General features: G+C 61.3%; 25 protein-coding genes and 1 pseudogene. 4 read left to right on the top strand and 22 right to left on the bottom strand.

Going from position 1 to position 26,605, the window contains the following annotated elements; genetic code table 11:
• Positions 1–9 precede the first annotated feature (9 nt).
• A complete protein-coding gene (locus Q1W40_RS05790; protein ID WP_300709844.1) occupies positions 10–354 on the top strand; it encodes an NIPSNAP family protein in 345 nt (114 codons plus the stop codon).
• The gene (locus Q1W40_RS05785) at positions 351–1,283 is read left to right on the top strand and encodes an NAD(P)-dependent oxidoreductase (RefSeq protein ID WP_300709842.1); all 933 of its coding nucleotides are present in this window, start codon (positions 351–353) and stop codon (positions 1,281–1,283) included. The genes Q1W40_RS05790 and Q1W40_RS05785 overlap by 4 nt, the downstream gene beginning before the upstream one ends.
• Positions 1,284–1,410: 127 nt before the next feature.
• On the opposite strand, the gene Q1W40_RS05780 is transcribed toward Q1W40_RS05785, so the two are convergent.
• Genes Q1W40_RS05780 through Q1W40_RS05765 form a run of 4 tightly spaced genes read right to left on the bottom strand, consistent with a single transcriptional unit; the run spans position 1,411 to position 5,423 of the window.
• The gene (locus Q1W40_RS05780) at positions 1,411–2,313 is read right to left on the bottom strand and encodes a GntR family transcriptional regulator (protein WP_300709840.1); all 903 of its coding nucleotides are present in this window, start codon (positions 2,311–2,313) and stop codon (positions 1,411–1,413) included.
• 42 nt (positions 2,314–2,355) lie between these two features.
• A complete protein-coding gene (gene otnK / locus Q1W40_RS05775) occupies positions 2,356–3,627 on the bottom strand; it encodes a 3-oxo-tetronate kinase (RefSeq protein WP_300709838.1) in 1,272 nt (423 codons plus the stop codon).
• Positions 3,628–3,635: 8 nt separating this feature from the next.
• Complete coding sequence (locus Q1W40_RS05770) at positions 3,636–4,709, bottom strand: isocitrate/isopropylmalate dehydrogenase family protein (protein WP_300709836.1); 1,074 nt, start codon at positions 4,707–4,709, stop codon at positions 3,636–3,638.
• A gap of 12 nt (positions 4,710–4,721) precedes the next feature.
• Entirely contained in the window at positions 4,722–5,423 is a 702-nt protein-coding gene (locus tag Q1W40_RS05765) for an aspartate/glutamate racemase family protein (RefSeq protein WP_300710106.1), read from the bottom strand.
• A gap of 122 nt (positions 5,424–5,545) precedes the next feature.
• Here Q1W40_RS05765 and Q1W40_RS05760 point away from each other — a divergent pair, with 122 nt between their 5' ends.
• Both Q1W40_RS05760 and Q1W40_RS05755 read left to right on the top strand, forming a co-directional pair.
• Positions 5,546–6,532: a tripartite tricarboxylate transporter substrate binding protein gene (locus Q1W40_RS05760; protein ID WP_300709834.1), complete on the top strand. Its 987-nt coding sequence runs from the start codon at positions 5,546–5,548 to the stop codon at positions 6,530–6,532.
• Positions 6,533–6,534: 2 nt separating this feature from the next.
• The gene (locus tag Q1W40_RS05755) at positions 6,535–7,956 is read left to right on the top strand and encodes a beta-propeller fold lactonase family protein (protein WP_300709832.1); all 1,422 of its coding nucleotides are present in this window, start codon (positions 6,535–6,537) and stop codon (positions 7,954–7,956) included.
• A gap of 158 nt (positions 7,957–8,114) precedes the next feature.
• Here the strand turns inward: Q1W40_RS05755 and Q1W40_RS05750 are convergent, their stop codons facing one another.
• From Q1W40_RS05750 to Q1W40_RS05665, 18 genes and pseudogenes are all read right to left on the bottom strand, one after another.
• Entirely contained in the window at positions 8,115–9,023 is a 909-nt protein-coding gene (locus Q1W40_RS05750) for a LysR substrate-binding domain-containing protein (RefSeq protein ID WP_300709830.1), read from the bottom strand.
• A gap of 28 nt (positions 9,024–9,051) precedes the next feature.
• A complete protein-coding gene (locus tag Q1W40_RS05745) occupies positions 9,052–10,329 on the bottom strand; it encodes a D-alanyl-D-alanine carboxypeptidase family protein (protein ID WP_300709828.1) in 1,278 nt (425 codons plus the stop codon).
• A gap of 69 nt (positions 10,330–10,398) precedes the next feature.
• Positions 10,399–11,268 (bottom strand): CoA ester lyase, encoded by an 870-nt coding sequence (locus Q1W40_RS05740; protein WP_300709826.1) that lies wholly within the window; start codon positions 11,266–11,268, stop codon positions 10,399–10,401.
• 8 nt (positions 11,269–11,276) lie between these two features.
• Entirely contained in the window at positions 11,277–12,629 is a 1,353-nt protein-coding gene (locus Q1W40_RS05735) for an MmgE/PrpD family protein (protein WP_300709824.1), read from the bottom strand.
• A gap of 21 nt (positions 12,630–12,650) precedes the next feature.
• Positions 12,651–13,838: a CaiB/BaiF CoA-transferase family protein gene (locus Q1W40_RS05730; protein ID WP_300709822.1), complete on the bottom strand. Its 1,188-nt coding sequence runs from the start codon at positions 13,836–13,838 to the stop codon at positions 12,651–12,653.
• A 1-nt stretch (position 13,839) separates the two neighbouring features.
• The gene (locus Q1W40_RS05725; RefSeq protein ID WP_300709820.1) at positions 13,840–15,000 is read right to left on the bottom strand and encodes an acyl-CoA dehydrogenase family protein; all 1,161 of its coding nucleotides are present in this window, start codon (positions 14,998–15,000) and stop codon (positions 13,840–13,842) included.
• A 36-nt stretch (positions 15,001–15,036) separates the two neighbouring features.
• Positions 15,037–15,924, bottom strand: a complete 888-nt coding sequence (locus Q1W40_RS05720; RefSeq protein ID WP_300709818.1) for a MaoC family dehydratase N-terminal domain-containing protein — start codon at positions 15,922–15,924, stop codon at positions 15,037–15,039.
• A gap of 69 nt (positions 15,925–15,993) precedes the next feature.
• Positions 15,994–17,529, bottom strand: a complete 1,536-nt coding sequence (locus tag Q1W40_RS05715; protein WP_300709816.1) for a class I adenylate-forming enzyme family protein — start codon at positions 17,527–17,529, stop codon at positions 15,994–15,996.
• 3 nt (positions 17,530–17,532) lie between these two features.
• On the bottom strand, positions 17,533–18,528 hold the full coding sequence (locus tag Q1W40_RS05710) for a tripartite tricarboxylate transporter substrate binding protein (protein ID WP_300709814.1): 996 nt from the start codon (positions 18,526–18,528) through the stop codon (positions 17,533–17,535).
• Positions 18,529–18,565: 37 nt separating this feature from the next.
• The gene (locus Q1W40_RS05705; RefSeq protein WP_300709812.1) at positions 18,566–18,970 is read right to left on the bottom strand and encodes a PaaI family thioesterase; all 405 of its coding nucleotides are present in this window, start codon (positions 18,968–18,970) and stop codon (positions 18,566–18,568) included.
• Complete coding sequence (locus Q1W40_RS05700; RefSeq protein ID WP_300709810.1) at positions 18,967–19,971, bottom strand: nitronate monooxygenase family protein; 1,005 nt, start codon at positions 19,969–19,971, stop codon at positions 18,967–18,969. The genes Q1W40_RS05705 and Q1W40_RS05700 overlap by 4 nt, the downstream gene beginning before the upstream one ends.
• A gap of 7 nt (positions 19,972–19,978) precedes the next feature.
• The gene (locus Q1W40_RS05695; RefSeq protein WP_300709808.1) at positions 19,979–20,953 is read right to left on the bottom strand and encodes a tripartite tricarboxylate transporter substrate binding protein; all 975 of its coding nucleotides are present in this window, start codon (positions 20,951–20,953) and stop codon (positions 19,979–19,981) included.
• Positions 20,954–20,999: 46 nt separating this feature from the next.
• Positions 21,000–22,154: an acyl-CoA dehydrogenase family protein gene (locus Q1W40_RS05690; RefSeq protein WP_300709806.1), complete on the bottom strand. Its 1,155-nt coding sequence runs from the start codon at positions 22,152–22,154 to the stop codon at positions 21,000–21,002.
• A gap of 24 nt (positions 22,155–22,178) precedes the next feature.
• Positions 22,179–23,699, bottom strand: a complete 1,521-nt coding sequence (locus Q1W40_RS05685) for a class I adenylate-forming enzyme family protein (protein WP_300709804.1) — start codon at positions 23,697–23,699, stop codon at positions 22,179–22,181.
• Positions 23,700–23,704: 5 nt separating this feature from the next.
• The gene (locus Q1W40_RS05680) at positions 23,705–24,862 is read right to left on the bottom strand and encodes a thiolase (protein ID WP_300710104.1); all 1,158 of its coding nucleotides are present in this window, start codon (positions 24,860–24,862) and stop codon (positions 23,705–23,707) included.
• 138 nt (positions 24,863–25,000) lie between these two features.
• A pseudogene (locus tag Q1W40_RS05675) lies at positions 25,001–25,318 on the bottom strand (zinc ribbon domain-containing protein); the annotation flags it as partial.
• A 10-nt stretch (positions 25,319–25,328) separates the two neighbouring features.
• Complete coding sequence (locus tag Q1W40_RS05670) at positions 25,329–26,249, bottom strand: SDR family NAD(P)-dependent oxidoreductase (protein ID WP_300709802.1); 921 nt, start codon at positions 26,247–26,249, stop codon at positions 25,329–25,331.
• Between the two features lie 16 nt (positions 26,250–26,265).
• Positions 26,266–26,605 (bottom strand): hypothetical protein (locus Q1W40_RS05665; RefSeq protein WP_300709800.1); only part of this gene is annotated, 340 nt, incomplete at its 5' end.

Raw genomic sequence — 26,605 nt, 5'->3', positions numbered from 1 at the left:
GACGCCACCGTGATCGTTGAGCACCGCACTTACACCCTCAAAGCCCTGCACACGGGTGCCTTTCTGAAGCTGTATGAGCAAGCGGCGCTGCCGCTGCAAAACCAGTACCTCGGGCACCTGATCGGGTTTTATGTGTCAGAGATCGGCCCGCTCAACGAGGTGGTGCACCTGTGGGGCTTTGCCAGCCTGGCCGAACGCGAGCGCCGCCGCGCCCTGATGGAGGCCGACCCCGCTTGGCCGGTCTACCGTCAGGCGCTGCTGGAGCTGGACGTGGTCGTCGAACAAAGCACCAAGATCTTGCGGACCACCGCCTTCTCACCCACCATCGACTTCGACCAGCAGCAAACCGCATGAGCACTCCGGCCCCCAAACCCCGCACGGCCCCAAAGGCTCGACCCGCCAAACAGAAAGCGCCCATAGAACGCGTGGGCATGCTGGGCGTCGGCATCATGGGCCTGGCCATGGCCGTGAACCTGATGAAGGCCGGCTTTCAAGTCACGGGCTACGACCCCGACCCCAAAGCCATGAAGCGCTTCAAAGCAGCCGGTGGCACAGCGCGCAAATCGGCAGCCGATCTGGCGGGCGATGCCCAAGTCATCATCAGCTCGCTGCCCGGGCCCGAGGCCTTGCACGATGGGGCGCAGCAGATCGCTGCTGTCGGCCAGCGCGACTTGCTGGTGGTGGAAACCAGCACGCTCGACATCGCCGACAAAACCGCCGCACGCGACACCCTCAAAGCCCAAGGCATCGTCATGCTCGACTGCCCCTTGTCGGGCACCGGCGCGCAAGCCGTGCACAAAGACCTCACGGTCTATGCCAGCGGCCCCAAAGCGGCGATCAAGCAACTGGCGCCGGTGTTTGAAGGCTTCTCGAAAAGCACCTTTGACCTGGGCGCCTTTGGCAAGGGCATGAAGATGAAGCTGATGGCCAATTTGCTGGTGGCCATCCACAACGTGTCGACCGCCGAAGCGCTGCTGTTGGGCCAGCGCTGGGGCATCCGACCCCAAGACGCCGTCAAGGTGCTCAGCGACGGCGCGGGCGGCTCACGCATGCTGCAAGTGCGCGGCCCCCTGATGGAAGGCGAAGGCTGGCACACCGCCACCATGAAAGTCGGCATCTGGCAAAAAGACATGAAGCTGATCGCCGCCGCACTGGCCGACGCCCAAGTGCCCGCCCCCCTGTTTGCCGCCACCGTGCCCGTCTACAACGCGGCCATGGCCCTGGGGCACGCCGAGCACGACACAGCGGCAGTGTTTGATGTGTTGTCGAGGATGTCTTCTTAACTTTCGCAGAGACTGCAAAAGGACCGCCACCCATTGCAGTCAGTGGCCAGTGTCAGAAGCGGGCATTCAAAATCTGAATCTGCGGCCTAAAGAAGTCATTGCAGAGTCGAGATTTCGTGCAAAAGAGTCAGCTCTCTCCGATTTTTGAAATGCGAGCACCATTGAGGTGTTGGCGTAGAAAATGAGCGGCTTCCATGCGCTCACCTTTTACAAGAAGGTCTATCAAGGCGAGATGCTCTCTGCATTGTTGGTGAAGGCGTGAACGATCCAGCCGGGTGCCGTATTCCACTACACGGCGCATTTGGTTAATGGTGCGCAAGCTGTCGAGAAGAAATCGGTTTTTAGCGCCTGCAACGACTGTTTCATGCAGGTGTACGCCAGCCCTAAAGAGTTCTGCAGGTGAGCATTTCTCAATGCCGCCTTGAAGTAACTCCTCTTGCTCTCTCCGGCATTTTTCAAGTTCGGCCAAATCGGGTTGGTAGCCTGGTTCCAGAATTGCGGATGGCTCAATGATCATGCGAAAGCGGTAGCTTTCCCGGTGGGAATCGCTGTTGGTCAACAAGGGGCGAAACACCCATCCGCGGCCAGGCTTGCGGTCAATCATGCTCTCTCTGGCCATGCGGTGAAGAACGCGTTGAATTTGTAGACGCGTAGTGCCGAACTGTTCCATCAGGTCCGACTCATGGACATCTTCAGGCAGATCGCCATGAATTCTTTCATTGGCGATACGCAGATACAAATCTTCGTCTGAAGTTTCAGGTGCACTCAAGTCCACCGAAGCCAATTCGGAAGCCGATTTGGAAAGTTGGAAACCCTTGCGTGGCAGCGAAGTGACTACGCCTTGACCTTCAAGATATTGCAAGGCCTTGCGCACAGGTGATCGAGAGACATTCAGTTCTTCGGACAAAGCCAACTCGGTGAGTCGATGACCAATGATGTAGTTCTCGCGACGGATCATCTCAACGATCCGCATGGCCAACGTAGGAATTAGCGGGCTGACTTTTGGCTGAGCAATCGGTGAGGGGGGCATGGTGGCGGATTTCAGAGACTAGCTCGACACTGTACACACTACCTATGCCAGCTTCTGAAATGCCTGGGTAAAGAAGTCTTCAGTCCCAAAATTGCCCGACTTCAAAGTAATGTGCAGGTGCCCGCCTTGAGCGAAGGGTGATGGGGCATGGCACCAAGGTACGCCTGGTGCGATAGCTGTGCCGATTCGCATGCTCTCGATACCCAAGGCCTTTACACAGGCCCCTGAGGTCTCCCCGCCGGCCACAACCAACTGATGAATACCCCGAGAGACGAGGCATTTAGCAATGCCGGATAGTGCTTCTTCCACCATGGCGCCCGCTTGGGCAACGCCTAATTGGGATTGAACAGCGCGGACAGATTCAGGCGTGGCGGTCGCATAGATCAGGACTGGATGATCAGGGCTCTGCTGCTCTACCCATCGCATCGCATGATCCAAAGTAGGTTGGCCCTGGGCCAAGGACAGCGGATCGATGGCGAACCCGGCACCACCTTGGGCTAAAAAATGTGCCACTTGTGCATTGGTCGCGATTGAGCAGCTGCCTGAAATGATCGCTTTACGCCCGTTGGCTCTTGGAAGTTGCACTGCCTGATCGCTCGATTCGATGCCGAAATTTTGTGCCAATCCAATGGCAACACCCGAACCAGCGGTAATTAAACGCAGATCAGCAAGCGCTGGCCCCAGCTTCATCAAGTCCTCATTGCTTAGGGCGTCTACGATGGCCAGGCCAATCCCTTGCTTTTTAAGTTGCGAGATGCGCTCGCGAATTGCCAGTGGCCCTTTGGTCACTGTGCTGTATTCAATCAATCCTACCTGGCGCTTTGTCTGTTCTTGCAGCACTTGAACCAGGTTGCTGTTGCGCATCGGGGTCAGGGGGTGGTCCTTCATGCCCGAAGCACTCAGGAGCACGTCACCGACAAACAGATGCCCTTTGAAAATGGTGCGGCCGTTCTCCGGGAAAGCAGGTGATGCAATGGTGAAAGTTTCGCCCAGTGCGTCCATCAGGGCTTCTGTCACTGGGCCAATGTTGCCTTCAGGAGTGGAGTCAAAGGTAGAGCAATATTTGAAATAAAACTGCTGTGCTCCCTGAGCCTGAAGCCATGTCAAGGCTTGAAGAGATTGCGAAATCGCATCGCTGGCAGCAACGGTTCTGGTCTTAAGGGCGATAACGACTGCATCGCAGTCTTCGCTCAATGCTTGCGCAGGGATGCCGATCGTTTGCACCACCCGCATGCCACTTCGAACCAGATTGCTGGCCAGGTCCGTGGCCCCCGTGAAATCATCGGCAATGCAGCCCAGCAACACTTTACCCATGAGCAGCTTTAAACGCTTTTGACGGCGTCAGCTACGGCTTGAGCAAAAGCTTTGCAGCCCATGGTGCCACCGATGTCAGGTGTACGTGTGGCGGGATTCGCCAGCACGAGATCTACCGCAGAGGTCATGACGTCACCTGCTTGCCGCAGAGCCTTATTGCCCTGCTTGTCTCCGATCCACTGAACCATCATCGCAACCGACAAAATCATCGATGTCGGGTTGGCAATGTCTTTTCCGGCAATGGTGGGCGCAGAGCCGTGTTGCGCTTGGGCGCAGCACAGGTCGTCACTGGCCATCACTGAGCCAGCCAGGCCCAGACTGCCTGACAACTCACTGCACAAGTCCGACAAGATGTCGCCATAAAAATTGGTAGCGACCAGCACATCAAAACTTTCCGGGTTACGCACCAGGTGCGCAGTGGAAGCGTCGACCAGAAGGTCATCGAGTTGAACTTGCGGAAACTCCTTGGCGACATGGCGTACAGCCTCCAGGAACAGTCCGTCGGTCATATGAAAGCTGTTGGCTTTGTGGATGGCCGTGACTTTTTTACGACGTGTCATGGCCAGCTCGAAAGCGCGCCGGGCAATGCGCTCACTGCAGTGGCGTGTGATTTTGCGGGTGGACAGCGCCATGTCGGGACTGGGCATCACTTCGCCCCAGCCGCGGCTCATATTACGGTCGGGATAGAACCCCTCGGTCGCCTCGCGCATGATGACCAAATCCATCGATTTGCCAGCCTTCATGTTCGATTCAAGGAAAGAACGGGTCTTCGCAGGACGCACGTTGGCGTACAAGTCTAGACCTATTCGGAAGCCTGCAGATACATTGCGACCACCTTTTTCGGGTGCTGGGTAGTCGGCATGCGACTGCGTGCCAAGGATGATGCCGTCGTATGTCTTGGCTTTGGCCAGCACTTCGTCGCGCAGAGTAATTCCATGGTCTCGCAAGCTGTCAAAGCCAACAGACTCATAGTCCAATTGGATATTCAGGCCATAGCGTGCGTCTGCAGCCTTGAGTACCTGTACAGAGGCTTCAACAATTTCGGGACCAATACCGTCGCAGGGCAAAACGATGAATTTCATGTAGTTCTCCGGTCAATTCAGGGGGGCAGGGTTGATGGGGTTAATAGCCAATGCAGACTGCAGGCGTCGCACGGCACTAGCGGGGCTGGTCAGAACGGGTTTTTGGAGTGCTTTTTGTACCAATGCTTGGCTGCGGGCCATGGAAAACTGGCCCAGTACATACACATCGCAGATCGGCATGGCTGTGGCCGTATCCAGCAACAGCTGGTCATGGGATTGCGCATCACCTGCATTGAGCTTCTCTAGTGCACCCGTGGCACATGCACTTTCGACAACCACGGAGAGTCGTCTTTGTTCAATGGCCTCTTGAAACTCAGCCAGCATCGACACCGATGCCGGTGCAAAAGTCGTGAGCAATCCAATTCGACATGGTTTGCCCCGTTGCTCACACAGGTCCAGGGCCTCATCAAACATCGCCTCGTTGGGTTTGAGGATGGGGATGTTGTGTGTCTTTTTTGCGGCATCGATCGCAGGGCCGAATGCTGAACAGGTGAACAAAATCGCTTGTGCGCCCTGACTTTTGACGTAGCTGGCCAATCCCACCATTCGGTCGACCATGGCGGCAGTCAATCCTTGCTCTTGCAAATCGGGGGAGAGGCTGTCATCGAGCAGATTGCGGCATTTGGCCTCTGGCCAAAGGGCTGCAAAAACCTCACTGACGGGCTGCATCGCCAAAGGCGTTGCGTGTATCAAAGCAATCTTTGAATCATTCATACTCAAAATAATAGCACAAAAATGATTTGTTGTTGTATCATTTCAATGCAGGATACAATAATTGCACAGCTCTTGTGCCTGCGCAAGTCTCTTCGTCAAATCAACCTGAGAGTTCAGCTTCTATGAAAAATTCGAGAAATCTCATTCAACGTCGCTTTGTTCTGGCTGCCATGTCGTTGGCCTGTCTATCCAGTACCGCACTCGCCCAAGGTGTCTATCCGACCAAACCCGTTCGCTTGGTGGTGCCGTTTGCCGCGGGTGGGCCTAACGATGTGATGGGACGTGTTCTGGCGCAACAACTCACAGTGCTGACTGGGCAGTCGTTTGTGGTCGAAAACAAAGCTGGTGCAGGTGGAGTGATTGGCACGGATGCCGTGGCCAAAGCTACACCAGATGGCTACACGCTGGCATTCATTAGCGGGCCCTTTACCATGGCACCCGCCCTGCAGTCGAAGATGCCTTACGACACTCTGAAAGATTTGGCAGCAGTCACCAAGGTTGCCGAGTCACCGATGGTGATGATGATCCCGTCTACCTCTCCATTCAAGAATGCTCAGGAATTGATGGAGTTTGCTAAGAAGAACCCGAGTAAGCTCAACTATGGCTCAGGGGGCATCGGAAGCACACCACATCTGACCACCGAGCTGTTGGGCAGTGTCACGGGCGCCAAATTCACACACGTGCCCTACAAAGGGGGCGGTGAATCTATCAAGGCTCTGATGGCGGGTGAGATTGACGTCCTGATTGACAGCATCACGAGCACCGAAGGGCCGTTGGCTTCAGGACGCGTGAAAGCGGTTGCAGTTGGACAAGCCAAACGCATTGCTAAATGGCCTGACGTGCCTACATTCAGTGAAGCTGGTATTCAGAAATTTGGTGTGACCCATTGGGTTGGCGTGGTCGCTCCAGCCAAAGTACCCGCCGATGTCCTCGCGAACTTGCAATCATTGATCGTCAAGGCATTGAAGACGCCTGAAGTTGCGCAGAAGCTCCGAGACCTTGGGGCAGAACCAGTTGGGAACTCATCTTCGGAATTTCAAAAGTTCATTGCCGATGAGGTTAATAACTGGAAGCAAACAGTCAAGGCTGCAAACATCCAGGCGCAGTAACCATGGGTTCAATCCCATGCGACTGCCATGTCCACGTCTTTGATCCTGAGCGTTATCCTTATGCTGCATCCAGAAAATTTACACCTGATACAGCGAACGCTCAGCAGTTGACTAGGTATTTGGATCAGACGGGCCTTCAACGTACCGTTTTGGTCCAACCCAGCGTTTATGGCACCGATAACCGGTGCCTGTTGGATGCCGTTGAGCAGTTGAATGGTCGCGCGAAAGGAGTTGCGGTCATATCAAAGGATTCGTCCAAAGAAGATCTCGATGCTTTGATGGCAGCTGGTGTCGTCGGAGCCCGTTTGAACATGGTGGTCAATCGCTCTTTCGATACCGACGAAGCGGCCGTCCTCATTGAAGAATTGGATGCCCTTCTGCCAGAGTCGTGGCATATCCAGCTGCACGTATCGCTTGGTGTTCTGGCGGGTGTTGCTCGAACCATTGGTCGCTCCAATCGCTTGTTTGTCTTGGATCATCTGGGCTTGCCCTCCGTCGAAGAGGGCACCAAAGCGCCACTCTGGCAAAAGATGTTGGAAATGATCCGAACTGGGCAACTCTGCGTAAAGCTCTCCGGCCCCTATTTATCCTCAAAGCTTACTTCGCCTTACTCGGATTTGCGCCCCTATGTTGATTCACTGGCACATGCGAATGCAGAGGCAATTTTGTGGGGCAGCAATTGGCCGCATAACCACATCACCAGCAGTCTGGCGGTTCTCGAAATTCAAGCCAATGGCGCTATCGGTGCTCTGACACAGTTGGTCAAGCTGGAAGGCGAACCTGGCCCGCACCGCAAAGAGCAACCTTTTCCGAAACCCCACTTCAACCCTTTCGATCCAAGCGGGCAGTTCGTGGTTGTGCCTGACAAGGGCCTGGACAAAACCTTCGTATTCCGATTCGAAGACGGACAACTGCGCCCTGGTGAGTTCCCTGCCGCTTCAGGTCGAGAGGCCTCCGGACCTCGGCATATTGCTTTTCACCCCAAACAGCCATGGGCCTATATTGCCAATGAGCTGGACTCCTCTGTGATGGCCTGCCGGTTTGATGCGAGTAGCGGTGAGCTGCGTCCTTTTCAAATCATCAGCGGTCTGGCCGACACCTTTGTTGACAACAGTCGATCTTCTGAAATCGAGGTTGATCGCTCTGGTCGCAGCTTGTATGTTTCAAATCGGGGTGAGGACACGATTGGGGTCTTCAGAATCGATCAGAGCGATGGCCGATTGACCTTGATCCAAAGTCAACCCTCAGCGGGGAAAACCCCTCGTTTCTTTGCTCTGTCAAAAGATGGACGTTGGCTCTACGTGTTGAACGAAGAAAGTGACTCAATCGTTGTATTCGCTGTAGACACAGACTCAGGAAAATTGCGTTCGACCGAATGCAAGTATCAGTGTGGCAGTCCGGTGTGCATGGTGTTTAGTGCTTAACAAGTTGTTCGTATGCTGCATGCATTCAAAGGCGTTGGTTGACCGCTTTCGGTGATTGTTAGCTGCGAATAACTGCTATTGAAATTGCTCGCAACCGACTGCTTCTGGCCGTTTACAGACATCGCCTTTTCAAGACTTGCCTCCACGCACGCCATTGCTCAAGCCGCCGCCAAGCGCGCATCCTCTGACAACAAATCAATCAAGTCCCGCGCAAAGGTCGGCAGCTCGTCCAGGCTGCGCACGCAAATCTGCATGGACCGCAAGGCCCATGCGTCCGACAGCGGCACCAGGCGGATGGCCATGCTGCGGGCGTGGCGGCGGGCGGCCGATTCGGGCAGCACGCCCACGCCCACACCGGCTTCGATCATGCGGCAGGCCGACTCGAAGCTGCTCACCTGGATGCGCACCTTGAGCGGTTTGTTCAGGTGCTCGCATTCGCGGTTCAAAAAGGCATGCAAGGCGCTCGCTTCGTGCAAGCCCACATGGTCAAACTCCAGCGCGTCAATCAGTTGCATGCTGGGCAAGTCGGCCACGGCATGGTGCTCGGGCACCACCAGCACCAGGCTGTCCGACCGGTAGGGCAAGGTCTGCAGGCTTTCGGTGCGCACCGATCCGGCCACGATGCCGATGTCGGTCTTGCCGTCGATCACAGCGCGCACGATTTCATTCGACAACTTTTCTTGCAGGTCGATGTTCACATCCGGGTGCGTGGCCAGGTAGCGCTTGAGCACCTCGGGCAAGAACTCGCCGAGAGCCGTGGTGTTGGCGTACACGCGCAGGTGGCCTTTGATGCCGCTGGCGTATTCCTGCAGGTCGCCGCGCAGGTGTTCGATTTGCCCCAACACCAGCCGCGCCCGGTGCACAAAGGCCTGGCCCGGCGGCGTGAGCGTGACGCCCTGGCTGTGGCGGTTGAGCAGCTTGGCGCCGATGCTTTCTTCGAGGTTCTTGATGCGCGTGCTGGCCGCAGGCAGCGAGATGAACGAAGCCTCGGCCCCTTTGGTGAGGCTGTTGGCTTCGGCCACCCGCACCATCAGGCGCAGGTCAACCAGGTCAAAGTGCACAGACATGGGCAGTCGCTGGTTGACCTGCCGAACATCACTTGCCGAACAGCTGGAGCAGATGCTGCCATGCGCGCAGCAACCAGCCCGAGCGTTCCACTTCGGCTTGCGCCACCAGCGGGGCTTCGCCCACAGGCTTGCCGTTCGACGTCGCGATCACTTTGCCGATCACAGCGCCTTTGGCAATCGGCGCTTCCAGGCCGGGCTTGAGCTCGACAGTGGTCTGCACTTGCTGGCCACGCGGCACGGTCAACAGCCACGGTGCGCCCAAAACGGCGGCGACCGTGTCGGCCTTGCCAAAGCCGACCTTGGCCGTAGCGACCACCGCGTTCGGCTGAATGGGTGTGGCTTTCTCAAACTGGCTGTAACCCCAGCCGAGCAGTTCGCGTGACTGATCGGCACGCGCCTGCGCGCTGTGGGTGTTGAGAATGACCGTGATCAGGCGCATGTCGTTGCGCTTAGCCGAGGTCACCAAGCAGTAGCCCGCCTCGGCGGTGTGACCGGTTTTGAGGCCGTCCACGGTGGGGTCGGTGTAAAGCAAGGCGTTGCGGTTGCCTTGCTTGATGCCGTTGTACTTGAACTCGCGCTCGGCGTAGATGGGGTAGTACTCGGAGCCGTCCTTGATGATGGCGCGCGCCAGGATGGCGAGGTCAGTCGCCGAAGATTTGTGCCCAGGGTCGGGCAAGCCCGTGGGGTTGACGAAGGTGGTCTTCGTCATGCCCAGGCGCTGGGCTTCGGCGTTCATCAGTTTGGCAAAGCCCGCTTCGGAGCCCGCCATGTGCTCGGCAATGGCCTTGGATGCGTCGTTGCCCGACTGCACGATGATGCCGCGCAGGATGTCGATGACGGTGGCCTGGCTGTTGAGCGGCAGGTACATGCACGACTCGGCACTGGTGCCCCGGCACCAGGCGTTTTCACTGACAGAGACCAAATCGGTGGTCTTGAGCTTGCCCGAGCGCAGCGCCTGCTCGACGATGTAGCTGGTCATCATCTTGGTGAGCGAGGCGGGCGGCAAGGCTTCTTCGGCGTTGGCCGAGGCCAGCACTTGGCCGGAGTCGTAGTCCATCAGCAACCAAGCCTTGGCGGGCAGAGCGGGGGCGTTGTCGGCCAGTGCGACTTGCGCTGCCAGTGGCGGCAGCGCGTTCGCGGCGGCGGCAGATTTTTTGCCGGACGCAGCCTTCTTGGGCACAGCGGCTTTGCTGGCCGCGTGTTTGCCTGTGGCGTTTTTGGCGGCAAAGGCCACCGAGCTGGGCGCCAGAGCGCCTGCGGCGATGGCGAGGATCAGGGGAAGGAGGGGGGAGGTCTTGGTGTGCATGACTTGAATGGGCAGAGCTCTGATTGTCGCCGATCAGAATGCACTGCCCGCCCCTCCTGACGAAGCTTTTCAAGCGCGGGGCGTCTGCAGAATTTGCCGCGCCAACAGCAGCACCGGCGGGTCGACCATCTTGCCATCCACACTGAAGGCGCCGCCACGGGCCTCCACTTCCGCTGCCAGCACGCGTTCGGCCCAGGCGCATTCGGCCTCGGTCGGGGCCAGGGCCTGGTGCACGCCCGCCACCTGCGCGGGGTGGATGCACAGCTTGGCGCCAAAGCCAAAGCGGCGGCTGCGCTGAGCGTCTTGCGCCAGCACCTGCGCGTCGGTCGTGGCGGTGGTCACACCGTCCACCGGGGCGGGCAAACCGGCGCGGCGCGAGGCCACCACCATGGCCAGCCGAATGGGGGCGAGTTCGGCTTCATCGGGTCCGCAGATGATGCGCAAATCGGCCTGCAGATCGATGTGGCCCAGGCCCAAACGCAGGACGCCTTGTGCGCGAGCAATCGCGTCCATCTGGCCCACGCCTTCAGCGCTTTCGATCAATGGCAGCACCGGCACGCCGCTGGCCATGAAGGCATGTTCGAGCTGCTGCGGGTTTTCTGCCTTGGGCAGCATGACCGCGCCCAGGCCGGGCAAGTGGCCCAGCGCGGCCAGGTCGGCCTCGTGCCAGGGGGTGCCTGCGGGGTTGACGCGCACCAAAAGGCGTGCGCGTTGCCCTGCAGCAAAGCCCGCCCAAGCCGCTGCCAGTGCAGCGCGTGCCGCGTCTTTGGCGTCCAGCGGCACCGCATCTTCCAGGTCGATGATGACCGCGTCGGCACCGCTGTCCAAGGCCTTGGCAAAGCGCTCGGGGCGGTTGCCGGGTACAAACAAGAAGCTGCGCGCCTGCGCCAGCTTGGATGACGGCAAGGATTGGGCTGGCGATGCAGACGGCGAGTGCATCAACCCGCTCATGACAGCAGCGCGCCGACCTTGGGCCAGCTGGCCACTTGCCAGAGCGCGTCCACGCTTTGGCGCATGGCCTCGGGTGTGGTACCGCCGCTGAAGGCGGCCAAGCGCAAGGCTTTGTCGGTGATCTCTTGACGCGAAAGCGTGTTGCCCGGGTCACCCTTGGGCTCGTCCACTCGGCCGTGCAGCACGCGGCCGTCGATGGTGGTGACGGTCACTTTGCCGATCCAGCGCTTGGGGTAAGCGCCGTCCACTTCGGCGTCAAGTTCCATGCTCACCTTGTCGCGCAGCGCCTGGGTCTGCTGGCTCAAAAAGTCGCGGTCGAATTCGGTCAGGCCGGCATGGCCGTGCTGCGCCACCAGCGCCAGCACCGTGCCCATCGAAAACTTGCTCTGGTGCACCGTGGTGGGCTGCACCACCGGACCCAGCACATCGATGGCACCCTGGTGCACATGCGTGACGACCTTGGCCAGATTATCGAGCTTCAAGCCATTCGTCTGCATGACGTGCAGCAGCGCATCGGCCGCAGGGTGCGTGTGGCGGCAGCTGGCGTGGTACTTGAACGAGGTCTCGGCCGTGGCCCAGCGTGTGCCCAGGCCGTCCACCAGGCGGCTCGGATCGGCATCGCTCGACATGCCTGCGGCCATGCCTTGCGGGCCTTCCAGAATGTCGGCTGCGCCGGTGAAGCCATCTTTGGCCAAGTAGGCCGACATGAGGCCAGCAGCGGCCGCGTGCGCGGTGTGCAGCTGCTTGCTGTCAGCCGCCGTGCGCAAAAACTCCCACAAGCCTGCCGACTGCGTGCCGGCCGAACCCAGCGCGTGCTGCATCTGCTGCGCGTTCAGGCCCAACAAGTGGCCCACGGCGGCGGCCGCGGCCAGCGTGCCTGCGGTGCCGGTGGTGTGGAACACGCGGTAGTGCGAACGCCCCAGAAACTCACCGACGCGGATGCCGACTTCATAGCCCACGACCGAAGCGGTCAACAGCTGCTGGCCGCTCGCGCCCAGGGCTTGGGCCACTGCCACAGCGGGCGGGAACACCACGGTGGCCGGGTGGAACACCGAGCCGTTGTGCACATCGTCCTGCTCAGCCACATGCGAGGCAGCGGCGTTGGCCATGGCAGCGACATAGGGCGAGCTGCTGGAACCATCGACGATCACCTCGGACGGACCCTGCACAGGCCCCATCGATCGGGCAAAGCGCGTGATGGTCTCCACCGGACGCGAGCCGTGCCCGGCCACGGCCGAGCCGAACCAGTCAACCAGCAGGTCTTCGATTTTGCTGACCACAGGCGCGGGGATGTCTTCAAAGCGCAGTCCTGCTGCGAAGGCGGCGAGTTGGGCGGTGTGGGATGTCATGTTGTCTCCTTGTGTTCTGTCTCAAATGGCCTGCTTATTGCGCAGGGCTTGCACCGCGGCATCGTCGAGACCCAGCTCGCGCAAGATGGCTTCGGTGTGCTCGCCCACGGCGGGCACAGGGTCCATGCGGTAGTCGTATCGGTTGTTGCGCCCGGGCGGCAACAAGGCCGGAATGTCACCAGCGGGCGAGCCCACCTGTTGCCAGCGTTGGCGGGCCTTGAGTTGCGGGTGCGCCCAAACGCCTGCCATGTCGTTCATGCGGGCGTTGGCGATTTGCGCCTGGTCCAAGCGCGCTTCGACTTCGGCGGTGGTCATGGCCGCAAACACGCCCAAAATCAGTTGCTGCAACTCGGCGCGGTGCGTGTTGCGCAAGGCGTTGGTGCAAAAGCGCGCATCGGTGGCCAGCGCTGCATCGCCCAGCACCACTTCGCAAAACACTTTCCACTCGCGTTCGTTTTGCAAGCCCAGCATGACGGTGCCACCATCGCCTGCGGCAAACGGGCCATAGGGGTAGATGCTGGCGTGCGACGCGGCCGTGCGCGGCGGCGGCGCTGCGCCTTCAAAGGCGTAGTACAGCGGGTAGCCCATCCACTCGCCCAGCGCTTCGAGCATGGACACGTCGATGTGGCTGCCCTGCCCGGTCTTGCCGCGCAACAGCAGGGCCGAGAGGATGTTGGTGTAGGCGTACATGCCCGCCGAAATGTCGGCCATCGAGTTGCCCGCCTTGGACGGGGCCTCGGGCGTGCCGGTGATGGAAAGCATGCCCGCCTCACTCTGGATCAAGAGGTCATAGGCTTTCTTGTCGCGGTAGGGGCCGTCTTCGCCGTAGCCGGAAATATCGCAAACGATCAACTTGGGGTGCGTGGGGCTGAGCGCCTCGAACGACAGGCCCATGCGGGCGGCCGCGCCAGGCGCGAGGTTTTGCACCAGCACATCGGCGTCTTGGAGCAGTTCGCGCAGCACGGCCAGCGCACCCGGTTGCTTGAGGTCCAGCGTCAGGCTTTCCTTGGAGCGGTTGGTCCACACAAAGTGCGAGGCCTGGCCACGCACCCGCGTGTCATAGGCCCGCGCAAAGTCGCCCGCGCCAGGGCGTTCGACCTTGATGACGCGCGCACCCAGATCAGCCAGCTGGCGGGTGCAAAACGGCGCAGCAATCGCGTGTTCGAGGGAGATGACGGTGATGCCGTCCAGGGGTCTTGGGGATGTCATGTCAAAAGGAACGGGGCAAACCGAGGATGTGCTCGGCCACGTAGCTGAAGATCATGTTGGTCGAGACCGGTGCCACCTGGTACAGGCGCGTTTCGCGGAACTTGCGCTCGATGTCGTACTCGCAGGCAAAGCCAAAGCCGCCGTGGGTTTGCAGGCAGACGTTGGCCGCTTCCCAGCTGGCCTTGGCCGCCAGGTACTTGGCCATGTTGGCTTCGGCACCAGCGTTCTGGTGGGCGTCGATTTTTTCGCAGGCCTTCCAACGCATCAGGTTGGCGGCTTCGAGTTCGATGAAGGCGTCAGCGATCGGGAACTGCACGCCCTGGTTCTGGCCGATGGGGCGGCCGAACACCACACGCTCGCTGGCGTATTTGCTGGCGCGATCGATGAACCAGTAGCCGTCGCCGATGCACTCGGCGGCGATCAGGGTGCGCTCGGCGTTCAGGCCGTCGAGCAAGGTCTTGAAGCCCTTGCCCTCTTCGCCCAGCAACGCGTCTTCGGGGATTTCGAGGTTGTCAAAAAACAGCTCATTGGTCTCGTGGTTGACCATGTTCAGGATAGGGCGCACCGTGAGGCCGTTGCCGATCGCTTGCTTCAAATCAATGAGGAAACACGACAAGCCTTCGGAGCGTTTCTTGACCTGGTCGGCCGGCGTGGTGCGCGCCAGCAGGATCATCAGGTCGCTGTGCTGGATGCGCGAGATCCAGACCTTCTGACCGTTGATGACCCAGCGGCCGTCCTTTTTGACGGCGGTGGTTTTGAGCTTGGTGGTGTCCGATCCCGTGGTGGGCTCGGTCACGCCCATGGACTGGATGCGCAACTCGCCCGTGGCGATCTTGGGCAAGAGCGTGTTTTTTTGTGCATCGGAGCCGCTGCGCACGATCGAGTTCATGACGTACATCTGGCCGTGACAAGCGCCGGAGTTGCCCCCCGAGCGGTTGATCTCTTCCATGATGACCGAGGCTTCGGACATGCTCAAACCCGAGCCGCCGTATTGCTGCGGAATCAGGGCGGCCATCCAGCCGGCTTTGGTGAGCGCGTCAACGAACTCTTCGGGGTAAGCGCGTTTTTCGTCGACCTTGCGGTGGTACTCGTCAGGGAACTGGGCGCAGAGGTCGCGCACGGCGTCGCGGATGTCCTGGTATTGGTCGGGTGTGGTGTGCATGGTTTGAATCGGTGAAAGGTTGCAGGCCAGAAAATGTCAGGCCAAGGTGGCTTGCGCCTGCATGGTGAGCCAGCCTTCGTGGTCGCAGGCCCACAGCTCTATCGTCTTGCCGTCAGCAGACGGCCGGCCGTTCAGCCGGAAGGGGTGCAGGTCAAAGGTGGGGCGCACGGCGCGGAACTGGAACGAGGCCACACGCGCCTCAGGCACTTGGCGGCGCACCAGGTCCACCAGCAAGGTGGCAATCAAGGGGCCGTGCACGATGAGGCCGGGATAGCCCTCCTCTTGCGTGACGTAGCTGCGGTCGTAGTGGATGCGGTGGCCGTTGAAGGTGAGCGCCGAATAGCGAAACAGCGACACCGGATCGGGCACGAACTCGCGCTGCCAGGGCGCACCGGTTTCGGCGGCCGTGGGCGGCACTTCGGGCGCGCCGGGCACGGCCGCTGCGCGGTAGACGATGTCGTGGGTTTCGGTCAGGCACAGGCCCTGGGCGTTGTGGAAGGCGTGCTCGACTTCGACAAACAACAGGTCGCCCGTGCGGCCGGACTTGTGTTTGACCGAGGCGATGCGCGAGCGCTTTTGCGCGGCGTCACCCACGCGCAGCGGGTTGTCGACCTGCCACTGCAGGCGGCCACCGGCCCACATGCGGCGCGGCAGCGGCACGGGCGGCAAAAAGCCGCCGCGCAGAGGGTGACCATCGGGCCCGATCTGGCTTTGCCGCGCCTGCGGCAAAAAGTACAGCCAGTGCCACAGCGGCGGCACTTCGCTGCCTGCGGTTTGGCGGGCATCGTCGCGGTCGAGCAAGGCGCTTTGTCCACGCAAAGGAGCGGCCACGATCTCGTCGGTCAGCGTTTCGCTGCGCCCTTCCCAGGTGCGCAAGTGCGCAACCTGGGCGGCATCCAGGGTGATGGGTGTGTTCATGCTCATATCTTCGTTGAGTTCAACGGTGCGCTGGTCTGTCTTTGTGAAAGACCATCTTTGGCGAACCTGAAGGGCTCACGCAGCGCCCACTTTGGCTTGCCACTGCTCGACCAGCTCGCGCTTGAGCACCTTGCCGCTCAGGGTCATGGGCATCTCGGCCACCAGGGTCACGGCAGACGGGCGTTTGTAGGGCGAGAGGTGTTCGTGGGCATGGGCCTTCAAGGCGTCCAAATCGATCTGCGCACCGGGCTTGGCTTCAATGAAGGCCAGGATGTCTTCGTTGCCGTCGGACGTTTTGCGCCCGGCCACGGCTGCTCGCTGCACACCGGGCCAGGCCAGAAAGACGGCTTCGACCTCACCGGGGTACACGTTGAAGCCGGAGCGGATGATCATCTCCTTGAGACGCCCCACCACCTGCAAAGCGCCATCGGCGTCTTGTCGGCCCAGATCGCCGCTGGCGTACCAACCACCAGGCTTCATGACCTGGTCGGTGATCTCCGCGTCGCGGAAATAGCCCGGCATCAGGCCCATGCCGCGCATCCAGATCTCGCCGGTCTCGCCTGCGGGCAGGTCTTGGCCTTGCGCGTCGACGATACGCAGCTCGGCACCTTCGACCAGGTAACCGGCACTGGTGTCATCACGCCACTCGCCCCGGCGGCACAGGGTCAAAGCGCCTGCGTATTCCGACAGGCCGTAACCATGGTGCAGGGGGTGCTTGAAGCGCGCCTCGATGGCTTTTTTGACGCTCAGGTCCAACGGCGCAGCGCCCGTGTAGACATAGCGCAGCTCGGGCGCTGCCGGGTGCTCGATGCCCTGACTGTCGAGCCAGGCCAGCAAGCGGGTGAACATGGCAGGCGGGCCTTGCAGCTGCGTCAGGCCCTGGTGGGCCAGCGCGTCGAACACGTCGGCCGGGTCGAACTGGCTGCGCATGAGCAGGCCCGCGCCTGCATGCAACGAGGCCATGAGCACGGTGCCCAGACCGAAGATGTGCGTCATCGGCAAATAGGCGTAAGACCGGTCGGCGGGCGTCAGCTGGCGCGACTGCGCCGAGACCTTGCCAAACTGCAGCAAGCCCGCGTGCGTGAGCATCACGCCCTTGGGCTGGCCGGTCGTGCCCGAGGTGAAGATGATGGCGGCGACTTGCTCGGCCAATGCGCCGGTTTGCGCGCTGGCTTGCGGCCTGACCTGTGTGCGCTGCAAGGCCGGCAAAGCACTGGGCTGGGTGTCATGCTGCACCGCGTGCTGACGCGCGGCAGCAGACACCCCCACTGTGAAATACAGCACCCGAGCATCGGCTTTGTCGGCAAAGCCTGCCAACTCGGACGCGGTCATGCGCGCATTGACGCCGCAAGCCCAGGCCCCCACGCGGCTGCAGGCCAGCACCAGCGCCACATGCTCGGGGCAGTTTTCGGCCGCCACCAGCACGCGGTCGCCCACACGCACCCCGACTTCGCGCAGCTCGGCTTCGAGCGCATCCACCTGCACCGCCAACTCGCCCAAAGTCATCACCCAATCGGGCATGAAAAGAAAGGGGTGCTCGGGTGCCTGCGCGGCGCGCTCGTCAAACAGGTGGTGAATGCAGGTATGGGGGCGGGTGTGCTGTGAAGACATGGTTTATTCGAACGTCATGCCCTTGGTCACTTCGGCCCACAGCGCGTGTTCGCGGCGCATGCGTTCGGCCAAATCGGCGGGTTTGTTGTTCCAGATCACGTAGCCCTGATCGACCCAGCGCTTGTTCAACTCGGCATCCTGCAAAGCGCGGGCCGTGGCGGCGGTGATTTTTTGACTGGCTTCTGCACCCATGCCCAGTGGGCCATACAGGCCGTACCAACCGCCCACGTCGTAATCACGAATGCCCAACTCCGTCATGCTGGGCAACTGCGGGAATGCCGGGTTGCGCTCCTTGGAGGTGACGGCCAGTGCACGCACTTTGCCGCCATCGATGTAGGTTTTGGCCCCCCCGACGATGTCGAACATCATCTGGATCTGCCCGCCCATCACATCGGTCATGGCTGGCGCATTGCCTTTGTAAGGCACATGCGTCATGGTCACGCCGGCCCGACGCGCAAACAGCTCGCCGCTCAGGTGGTTGGATGCGCCCATGCCCGCCGAACCATAGGCCAACTTGCCCGGGTTGGCCTTGGCGTAGGCGACCAATTCGGGCACCGTCTTGAAGGGCTGGTTCTGGTTGATGACCAACACATTGGCATAACTGAGAATGGTTGCCAAAGGTGCCAAGTCTTTGAGTGGATCAAACGTCATGGCCTTGAGCACATGGGGGCTGATGGTCATGGTGGGGCTGGCGGCAAAAAACAACTCCAGCCCGTTGGGCGCGGCCTTGACCACCGAGTTGCCCGCCACGGCACCGCCGGCACCGGCGCGGTTCTCCACAATCACAGGCTGGCCCAGCTCACGGCTGAGCACGGGCGCAAACACACGCGCCGCCGAGTCCACCGGGCCGCCTGCGGCGTAGCCCACGATGAGCTTGACCGTGGCCGCCGCATTGGGTGCCTGCGCCCAGGCATGGCCTGTCAGACCGCTCAGGGTGAGGCACAAGGCCGTCACCCAACTGCGTCGAGCAAGCAAACGGGAAGGTTTCTGTAGGTTCATTTTTGTCTCCGGTTGTGGTTGGTGAGTCAATCCTGGCTCAACGTGGGTCCACGTACTTGAACGCGCCCATGGCGCTGGCCACCCGTTGGCCCGCGGCGTTCTCAATGTGGGCCTCACAAAAGCAGATGCTCTTGCCGCCGCCCACCGCACGGCCATGGGCCACCAGACGGCCCTTGCCCGGATGCAAAAAGTGCGTCGACATGTCCACGGTGATGACGGCTTTTTTGAAGTCGGCCTTGGACAGCGCAGCGCTCGACATGGCCATGTCGAGCATGGTCATGATGACGCCGCCGTGCACGTTCTCGAAGTTGTTGGTCAGCTCGGGGCGGGCGTCGAGCACCATGCGCGAGATACCGCCTTCGGCGAACTCGCGGCGCAGGTCCAGCAGTTTGGCGAAAGCCACTTTGTCGTAAAGGCTTGAAGTGTCGATGTCGTTGCTCATGCGGCGTGTTCTGAAGCGAGAGAGGTTTCGGATTCGGCCCAGCGCGAAGCTTGGCGCAGGTGCTGTCGGCACTCGGCCACCATCCGTTCAATCAGCTCGGCGCAGGTGGGCACGTCGTCGATCAGGCCAATCACCTGACCTGCAGCGACCACACCCCCGTTGACGTCGCCCGATTGCAGGGCCTGGTTGCCGCGCTGGCCAGCCACCAGATGGCGGATGTCTTCAAAGCTGCAACCGCCTTCGCGGTTTTCGGTGGCCACCACCTCTTGCGAGACGGCATTGCTCCAGGCACGGGTGGTGTTGCGCATAGTGCGGAACATCAGCTTCGTGTCGCGCTCGCTCGCGCCCACCAGGGCCTGCTTGATGTTGTCGTGCACCGGCGCTTCTTGCGTGACCAGAAAGCGGGTGCCCATGTTGACGCCTTCGGCTCCCAAGGCCAAGGCTGCGGCCATGCCACGCCCATCGGCGATGCCGCCCGAGGCGATCACAGGCACTTTGAGCGCGCGCACCGCCAGCGGGATCAGCACCAGACCAGGCACATCGTCCTCGCCGGGGTGGCCCGCGCATTCAAAGCCGTCGATGCTGATCATGTCCACCCCATTGCGCTCGGCGCTCAGGGCGTGGCGCACCGAGGTGCATTTGTGCACGATGGTGATGCCCGCGTCTTTCATGCGGGCAATGAAGTCCTTGGGGCTGTTGCCTGCGGTCTCGACGATCTTCACGCCGCTGTCGATGATGACTTGCAGATACTCGGCATAAGGCGGTGGATTGATCGAGGGCAAGATGGTGAGGTTCACACCAAAGGGCTTGTCGGTCAGGGTGCGGGTGCGGGCAATCTCTTGGGCGAGCGCTTGCGGCGTGGGCTGGGTCAATGCCGTGAGCACGCCCAGGCCACCCGCGTTGGACACCGCCGAGACCAGCTCGGCCTTGCCCACCCATTGCATGCCGCCCTGGATGATGGGGTAGCGGATGCCCAGCCTTTCGGTGACGCGGGTCTTCATGCCAGATTCAATTCAAGGTGATCTTGGCGTCGCGGATGATGCGGGCGTAAATGTCGGCATCGCTCTTCATGACCTTGGCAAAGCTGTCCGTGGTTTCACCACCCGGAATCAGGCCCATGGCTTCAATCTTCTCGCGCACCTCAGGCAGCTTGAGGATGCGCTGGGTCTCGGCCGAAAATTTATCAATCACCGGCTTGGGTGTGGCCGCAGGCAAAAACAGGCCGAACCAGCCCATGGGCTCATAAGAGTTGAGGCCCTGCTCCTTGAGTGTGGGCACATTGGGCAGCCAGGACAGGCGCTCGGTACCGGTCACGCCCAACAATTTGAACTTGGGCAGGTGCTGCTTGGAAGATCCTGCATCCAGAAAAGCCGAGGACAACTGACCGCCAATCATGGCCGTGACCAGAGGAGCACCTCCTTGATAAGGCACATGCATCAAGTCCAGACCCGACTGCAGGTTGAGCAAAGCGCCTTGCAGGTGGGCCGAGGTGCCGGGGCCATAAGAACCAATGCTGTGCTTGCCGGGATTGGCTTTGACCAAGCTGGTGAATTCGGCCAAGTTGTTGATGGGCAGTGTGGGTGATGCGGCCAACACGCTGGGGCTGATGGCCACGCGGCTGATGGGCGCGAAATCCTTGAGCGGGTCATAAGGCAACTTCATCAAGGTCATTTGCTGCACCAACGCCACAATGCTGAACAACACCGTGTGGCCATCTGCAGGGCCCTTGGCCACCTGGTTGTTGCCAATGGTGCCGCCAGCGCCGGGTTTGTTCTCGACCACCACCGTTTGCTGCCAACTGTCTTGCATTTTTTGCGCCACCATGCGGGCCAGCGCATCGGTAGCCCCGCCTGCGGGGTAGGGCACGATGAATTTGATGGGCTGGCTCGGGTAAGCCGTTTGCGCGTGCACACCTGTGGTCCCCAACAGGGCCAGGCTGCTCAGTGCGGCCAGGGTCATGCGACGTGTGAATGTTTTTTTCATGTCTTGTCTCCTCGGTGGTTTGTGGTGAAAAAAGAATCGGGTTTGCTCAGCCGCGCGCTTCACGCACCATGTTGCGGCCGATGATGATTTGCTGGATTTGCGTGGTGCCTTCGTACAGGCGGAACAAACGCACATCGCGGTAAAAGCGCTCGATGCCGTACTCCGACAGGTAGCCCGCGCCACCCAAGATCTGCACCGCACGGTCGGCCACACGGCCGCACATCTCGGACGCAAACATCTTGCAGCACGAGGCCTCGGTCGACACGTTGCGGCCTTCGTCGCGTTTGCGGGCGGCGTCGATCGTCATGCACTCGGCCGCATACAGCTCGGCCTTGCTGTCGGCCAGCATGGCCTGCACCAGCTGGAACTCGGCGATCGACTGACCGAACTGCTTGCGGTCCACCGCATAGCGCAGCGCGTCGTCCAGGATGCGCTGGGCCACGCCCACGCACACAGCCGCCACATGGATGCGGCCTTTTTCGAGCACCTTCATCGCGGTCTTGAAACCCTGGCCCTCTTTGCCCCCGATCAGGTTGGCGGCGGGCACGCGCACATTGTCAAAAATCACATCGCAGGTGTGGGCGCCTTTTTGGCCCATCTTCTTGTCGATCTTGCCCAGGCTGATGCCCGGCGTTTTGGCGTCGACGATGAAGGCCGACACACCGCCCGCGCCCTTGTCGGCCGGGTTGGTGCGCGCCATGAGCGTGAAGATCTTGGAATGCGGCGCGTTGGTGATGTAGCGCTTGGTGCCGTTCACCACATAGTGGTCCCCATCCAGGATGGCCGTGGTGCGCAGCGAGGCCGCGTCCGAGCCCGCTTCAGGTTCGGTCAGCGCAAACGAGGCCGACAACTCGCCCGTGGCCAGCTTGGGCAGGTAGTAGGCTTTTTGTTCTTCAGTGCCATCCATCAAGATGCCTTGCGAGCCAATGCCCACCGTGGTGCCGATCACCGAACGGAAAGCGGGCGAGGTCTTGCACAGCTCGAACAAGAGGCGTGACTCTTCTTCCATGGTCAGCTCCAGGCCGCCATAAGCCTCGGGGATGGTCAAGCCAAACAGGCCCATCTCGCGCATCTCTTGCACGATGGCTTCGGGGATCTCGTCGGTCTCGGCGACTTCGTTCTCGGCAGGGACCAGGCGCTCGCGCACAAAACGGCGCACGGAGTCGAGCAGGGCTTCAAAGGTTTCGGGGTCTCGGATCATGGTGGTTCAAGGGTTAGGAAAATTTCAGGGAACGGCACGCTGCAACTGTTCGCGCAACTGGCGTTTGAGCACCTTGCCCACTTCGCTGCGTGGCAGACTGTCGACGAATTGCACAGCCGCCAAACGTTGGGCTTTGCCCAGTCGGGTGTTGGCCCAACTGCACACGGCGTCTTCGTCGATCTGGGCACCGAGTACGGGCACAACAAAAGCCACAGGGGTCTCACCCCAACGTGCAGAAGGCACGCCTGCCACCGCCACGTCGGCCACTGCAGGATGCTGGCGCAAGACCTCTTCGAGGTCACTGGGGTAAACATTGAGGCCGCCGGAAATCAGCATGTCTTTGCGCCGGTCCATCAGCACCAGAAAACCGTCGGCATCGAAGCGCCCGACATCGCCTGTGCGAATGAAACGCTTGCCACTGGCATCGAACCATTCGGTCTCACGCGTGGCTTCGGGCAAGCCGTGGTAGCCATTCATCATGGTGGCCGAGTGGCCCACGATTTCGCCTGTGGCGGTGAGTGGCAGCTCGTGGCCTTCTTCGTCGATCAAGCGGATGTCGTTGCCCGCGCTCACGCGACCCACGGTGTGCAACTTGTCGGGGTGCAGGTGGGCCTGCAGCTCGGTGCGGCCACCGCCTTCGGTCAGACCGTAGTACTCGGTCAACTCACCCGGCCAGCGGCGCAACACCTCGGCCTTGAGCTCGGCCACAAACGGCGCTCCAGCGCAGAAACGGCGACGCAGCAGAGACAGGTCGGTGCGGTCAAAGTTGGGGTGGTCCATCAGGCGACGGAACTGCACGGGCACCAACACCGCGTGCGTTGCGCGGTGCTCTTCGGCCAGCGTCAGATAACGCCCCGCATCGAACTTGCCCATCAGCACGACCGTGCCGCCGAGGCCCATGGCACCAAACAGGTAGGTGAGTGTGAGGTTGGAATACAGCGGAATCGCCAGCAGCGTGACGGCATCAGGGCCGAAGCCGTTGGCCGGGGAGCGCTGCAGCTGCGCCCAACGCATGCCGCAAGACTGCACGATGCCCTTGGGCATGCCGGTGGTCCCGGAGGAATAGATGATGTTGAATGGCTCGCCCGGCTGGCGTGTGACCGGGCTGGGCACCGGCGCACCTTGTAGCCACTCAGTCCAGGCAGGTTCATCGAGCGACCAGCAGCGCACAGGCCCATCGGCCCAGTTCGCTGCGGTGTCGGCATCCACGAACACGGCCACAGCACCGGCATTGGCGCTGAGCGCCTGCAGTTGCGCAGGCGTGGCGGTGGGTGGCAAAGGCGCCACTGTGACACCGGCCTGCACCGCACCCAAAAACGTGCAGACATACGCGAGTGAGGTGGCCGCGCAAATGGCGATGGCCTGGCCAGGCCGCACACCATCGCGTTGCAAAGCGCCAGCCACCTGCTGCACACGCACCTGCAGCTGGGCAAAGCTCAGCACCTGCCCATCGAGCACCAGCGCCGGATGCATGCCACGCGTGGCCGCGTGGTGCGCCAACAGGGCGGGCAAGGTGCCAAAGGGCTGGGCCAGCAGCGTGTTCATGGTGTTCAGAGCACCTCTTCGAGGCCGAAGATGGCGGTGGACTGGCTCGACAGCGTGCCGCCGTTGCCGTGGGCCAGCGCGGTTTTCACACCCGCGACCTGGCGCTCGCCGCCTTCGCCGCGCAACTGGCGCACGGCTTCGATCACAGTGAAGATGCCGTACATGCCCGGGTGCGTGCACGACAGGCCCCCCCCGTTGGTGTTGACCGGCAAGTGACCACCCGGCGCGATGCCGCCGTTTTGCACAAAGTCACCGGCCTCGCCCTTCTTGCAAAAGCCCAGGTCTTCCAGAAACAGCAAGGTGTTGATGGTGAAAGCGTCGTACAGCTGCACCACACCCATGTCGGCGGGCTTCATGCCCGCCATGGCAAAGGCTTCGCGGCCGGACTGGCTGGCGGCAGTGACGGTCAGGTCGTGCATGGACGAGACCTGGCGGTTCCAGTTGGCGGTGGCATTGCCCAGCACATACACAGGCTTCTTGGCCAGGTCACGCGCCCGATCGGCGCGCACCAGCACAAAGGCACCACCGCCGTCGGTGACCAGGCAGCAGTCGCGCACGGACAGCGGGTCGGACACCATGCGGGCTTTCAGCACATCGTCGATCGACAAGGGATCGCGCATGAAGGCTTCAGGGTTGCGCTGCGCCCAGGCGCGTGCGGCCACCGCCACTTCGGCGAGCTGGTGACGTGTCGTGCCGTATTGGTGCATGTGCCGACGCGTAGCCAAGGCATAAGCACTCAGCGGCTGCATCGGCGCGTAAGGGGTTTCGTAAGGCTGCGGGTCCATCACGCGGCGTGCCTGGGCGATCTCGGCGCGGCCAAAGGTGGAGGTGCGCTGCGTGCTGCCGTAGCAGACCAGCACCGCATTGCACTGGCCCGACTGCAAAGCCATCATGGCGGGCAGCAGGTGCGCCACAAAGCTGGAGCCGCCCAGCATGGTGCCGTTGATGTAGCGGGGGTTGATGCCCAGGTATTCGGTGACGGGCATGGGCCACATGGTGGAGAGCACACTGGCGGTGCACAGCCCGTCGATGTCGCTCATCTTCAAACCGGCATCGGCCACCGCCGCACGGGCAGCACGGGCCAGCACTTCCATCTCGGTGAAACCCGTCGCTTCGCCGCAACCAAAGGTGGCCACGCCCGCGATGGCAGCGCTGCCGCGCAAGGCCTGCAGGCCCGACGAGGTGTGCACTGCCGCCGAGGCGGCCGGGCCACGGGGCACAGGTTTGACCGCGCTTGCCGCTGTGCTGACCGGGTCAAACACCACCACGCCTTGGTCTTTTTCAAGCACCACACGGGCCTGCACACGCTGGCCCACCTGCACGGCATCGACAGGGCTCATCTCCACCCGGCTCATCAGGCGCACGCCTTCGTCCAGATCGATCAGGCAAACGTTGTAGTCGCCGCCCGCGTCGGGCTTGCGACGGACCGTGGTCACGGAATACACCGTGCCCAAGCCCGAGGGGGCCACCAGCGCCAAGTCGTCGCTGCCGCAATGCGGGCAGACCTCACGCGGGAAGTAAATGTGCTGGTCGCAGCCACCGCACTTCTGAATCAGAAAGCGGCCTTCGTCCAGGGCGGCCTGGTGCTGCGCGAGCACCCCTTTTGCGTTGTCGCTCATCGTGTCGGCCTCAGATCGGGTCCCAGCTGAACACATCACCCGAACGCTCCAGGTCAAAGAAGCTGGACTTGAGCGCGGGCATGGCCTGGTCCAGCACGGATTGCGGGGTCCAGCCTTCGCTGCGGTGCACCGAACGGATCGGGCGCGGCTGGCTCATCAAAAAGATTTCGTTGTTGCGCACGGCAAAGACCTGGCCGTTGACATGGGCCGAAGCGTCACTGGCCAAGGCCACCGCCATGGGCGCGATCTTGGCGGGCGTCATCTGCTTGATGCGCTCCACGCGGGCCTGCTCTTCGGGCGTCTCGGTCGGGATCGAGCCGATCATGCGGCTCCAGGCAAAGGGCGAGATGCAGTTGGAGCGCACGTTGAACTTTTGCATGTCCAGCGCGATCGACTTGGACAGTGCCGTCACACCCAGCTTGGCCGCCGAGTAGTTGGCTTGGCCGAAGTTGCCCACCAAGCCCGAGGTGGAGGTCATGTGGATGTAGTTGCCGCTTTCCTGCTCTTTGAAATGCGTGGCGGCAGCGCGGCTGACGTAAAAGGCGCCATACAGGTGCACCTTGAGCACCGCGTCCCACTCGTCCATGCTCATCTTGTGGAAGAAGCGGTCGCGCAAGATGCCTGCGTTGTTGACCACCACGTCGATGCGGCCAAAGCTGTCGATGGCCGTTTGGATGATGCGGGCTGCGCCTGCGGCGTCGGACACGCTGTCGGTGTTGGCCGCAGCCTGACCACCCATGGCTTTGATTTCGTCCACGACTTTTTGCGCGGGGCCTGTATCCTGGCCTTCGCCCGACACGGAAGCACCGATGTCGTTGACCACCACTTTGGCGCCTTCACGCGCCATGGCCAGCGCGATGTCGCGGCCAATGCCGCCACCTGCGCCGGTGACGACGACGACTTTGTCTTGAACCAATCCTGCTTTGCTCATGTTGTTCTCCTGGAAATCATGGGGCGAACCACTGGCGAACCAGCGTCACCCCAATGGGGGTTGATGTATCTTGCGGCGTCCAGTGATTCTGGACAATCTTCGAATGCTGAACCGGGTCTTTCGGATTGCCGAACTCAGGGATTGCCCTTGGTTTGGTATCTCGAGAAGCCAACTCTTTGAGTTTGTTACCTCGGGCAAATACCCTGCCTTTTTCACCCCTGGCAAAGAGCCTGCCTCTGTCACCCCGGGTGAAGAGCCTGCCTCTTTCACCCCGGGTGAAGATCTTGCCTTTGTCACCCCGGGCGAAGACCCGGGGTCCATCTCCCCTGCACACCATGGATCCCGGATCAAGTCCG

Origin of the sequence: Limnohabitans sp. (assembly GCF_030158565.1) — a bacterium.
In the GTDB taxonomy this organism is placed as follows: domain Bacteria; phylum Pseudomonadota; class Gammaproteobacteria; order Burkholderiales; family Burkholderiaceae_C; genus Limnohabitans_A.
The sequence above is the reverse complement of the archived record's forward strand: the minus strand, read 5'-3'. Positions and strand labels throughout refer to the sequence as shown.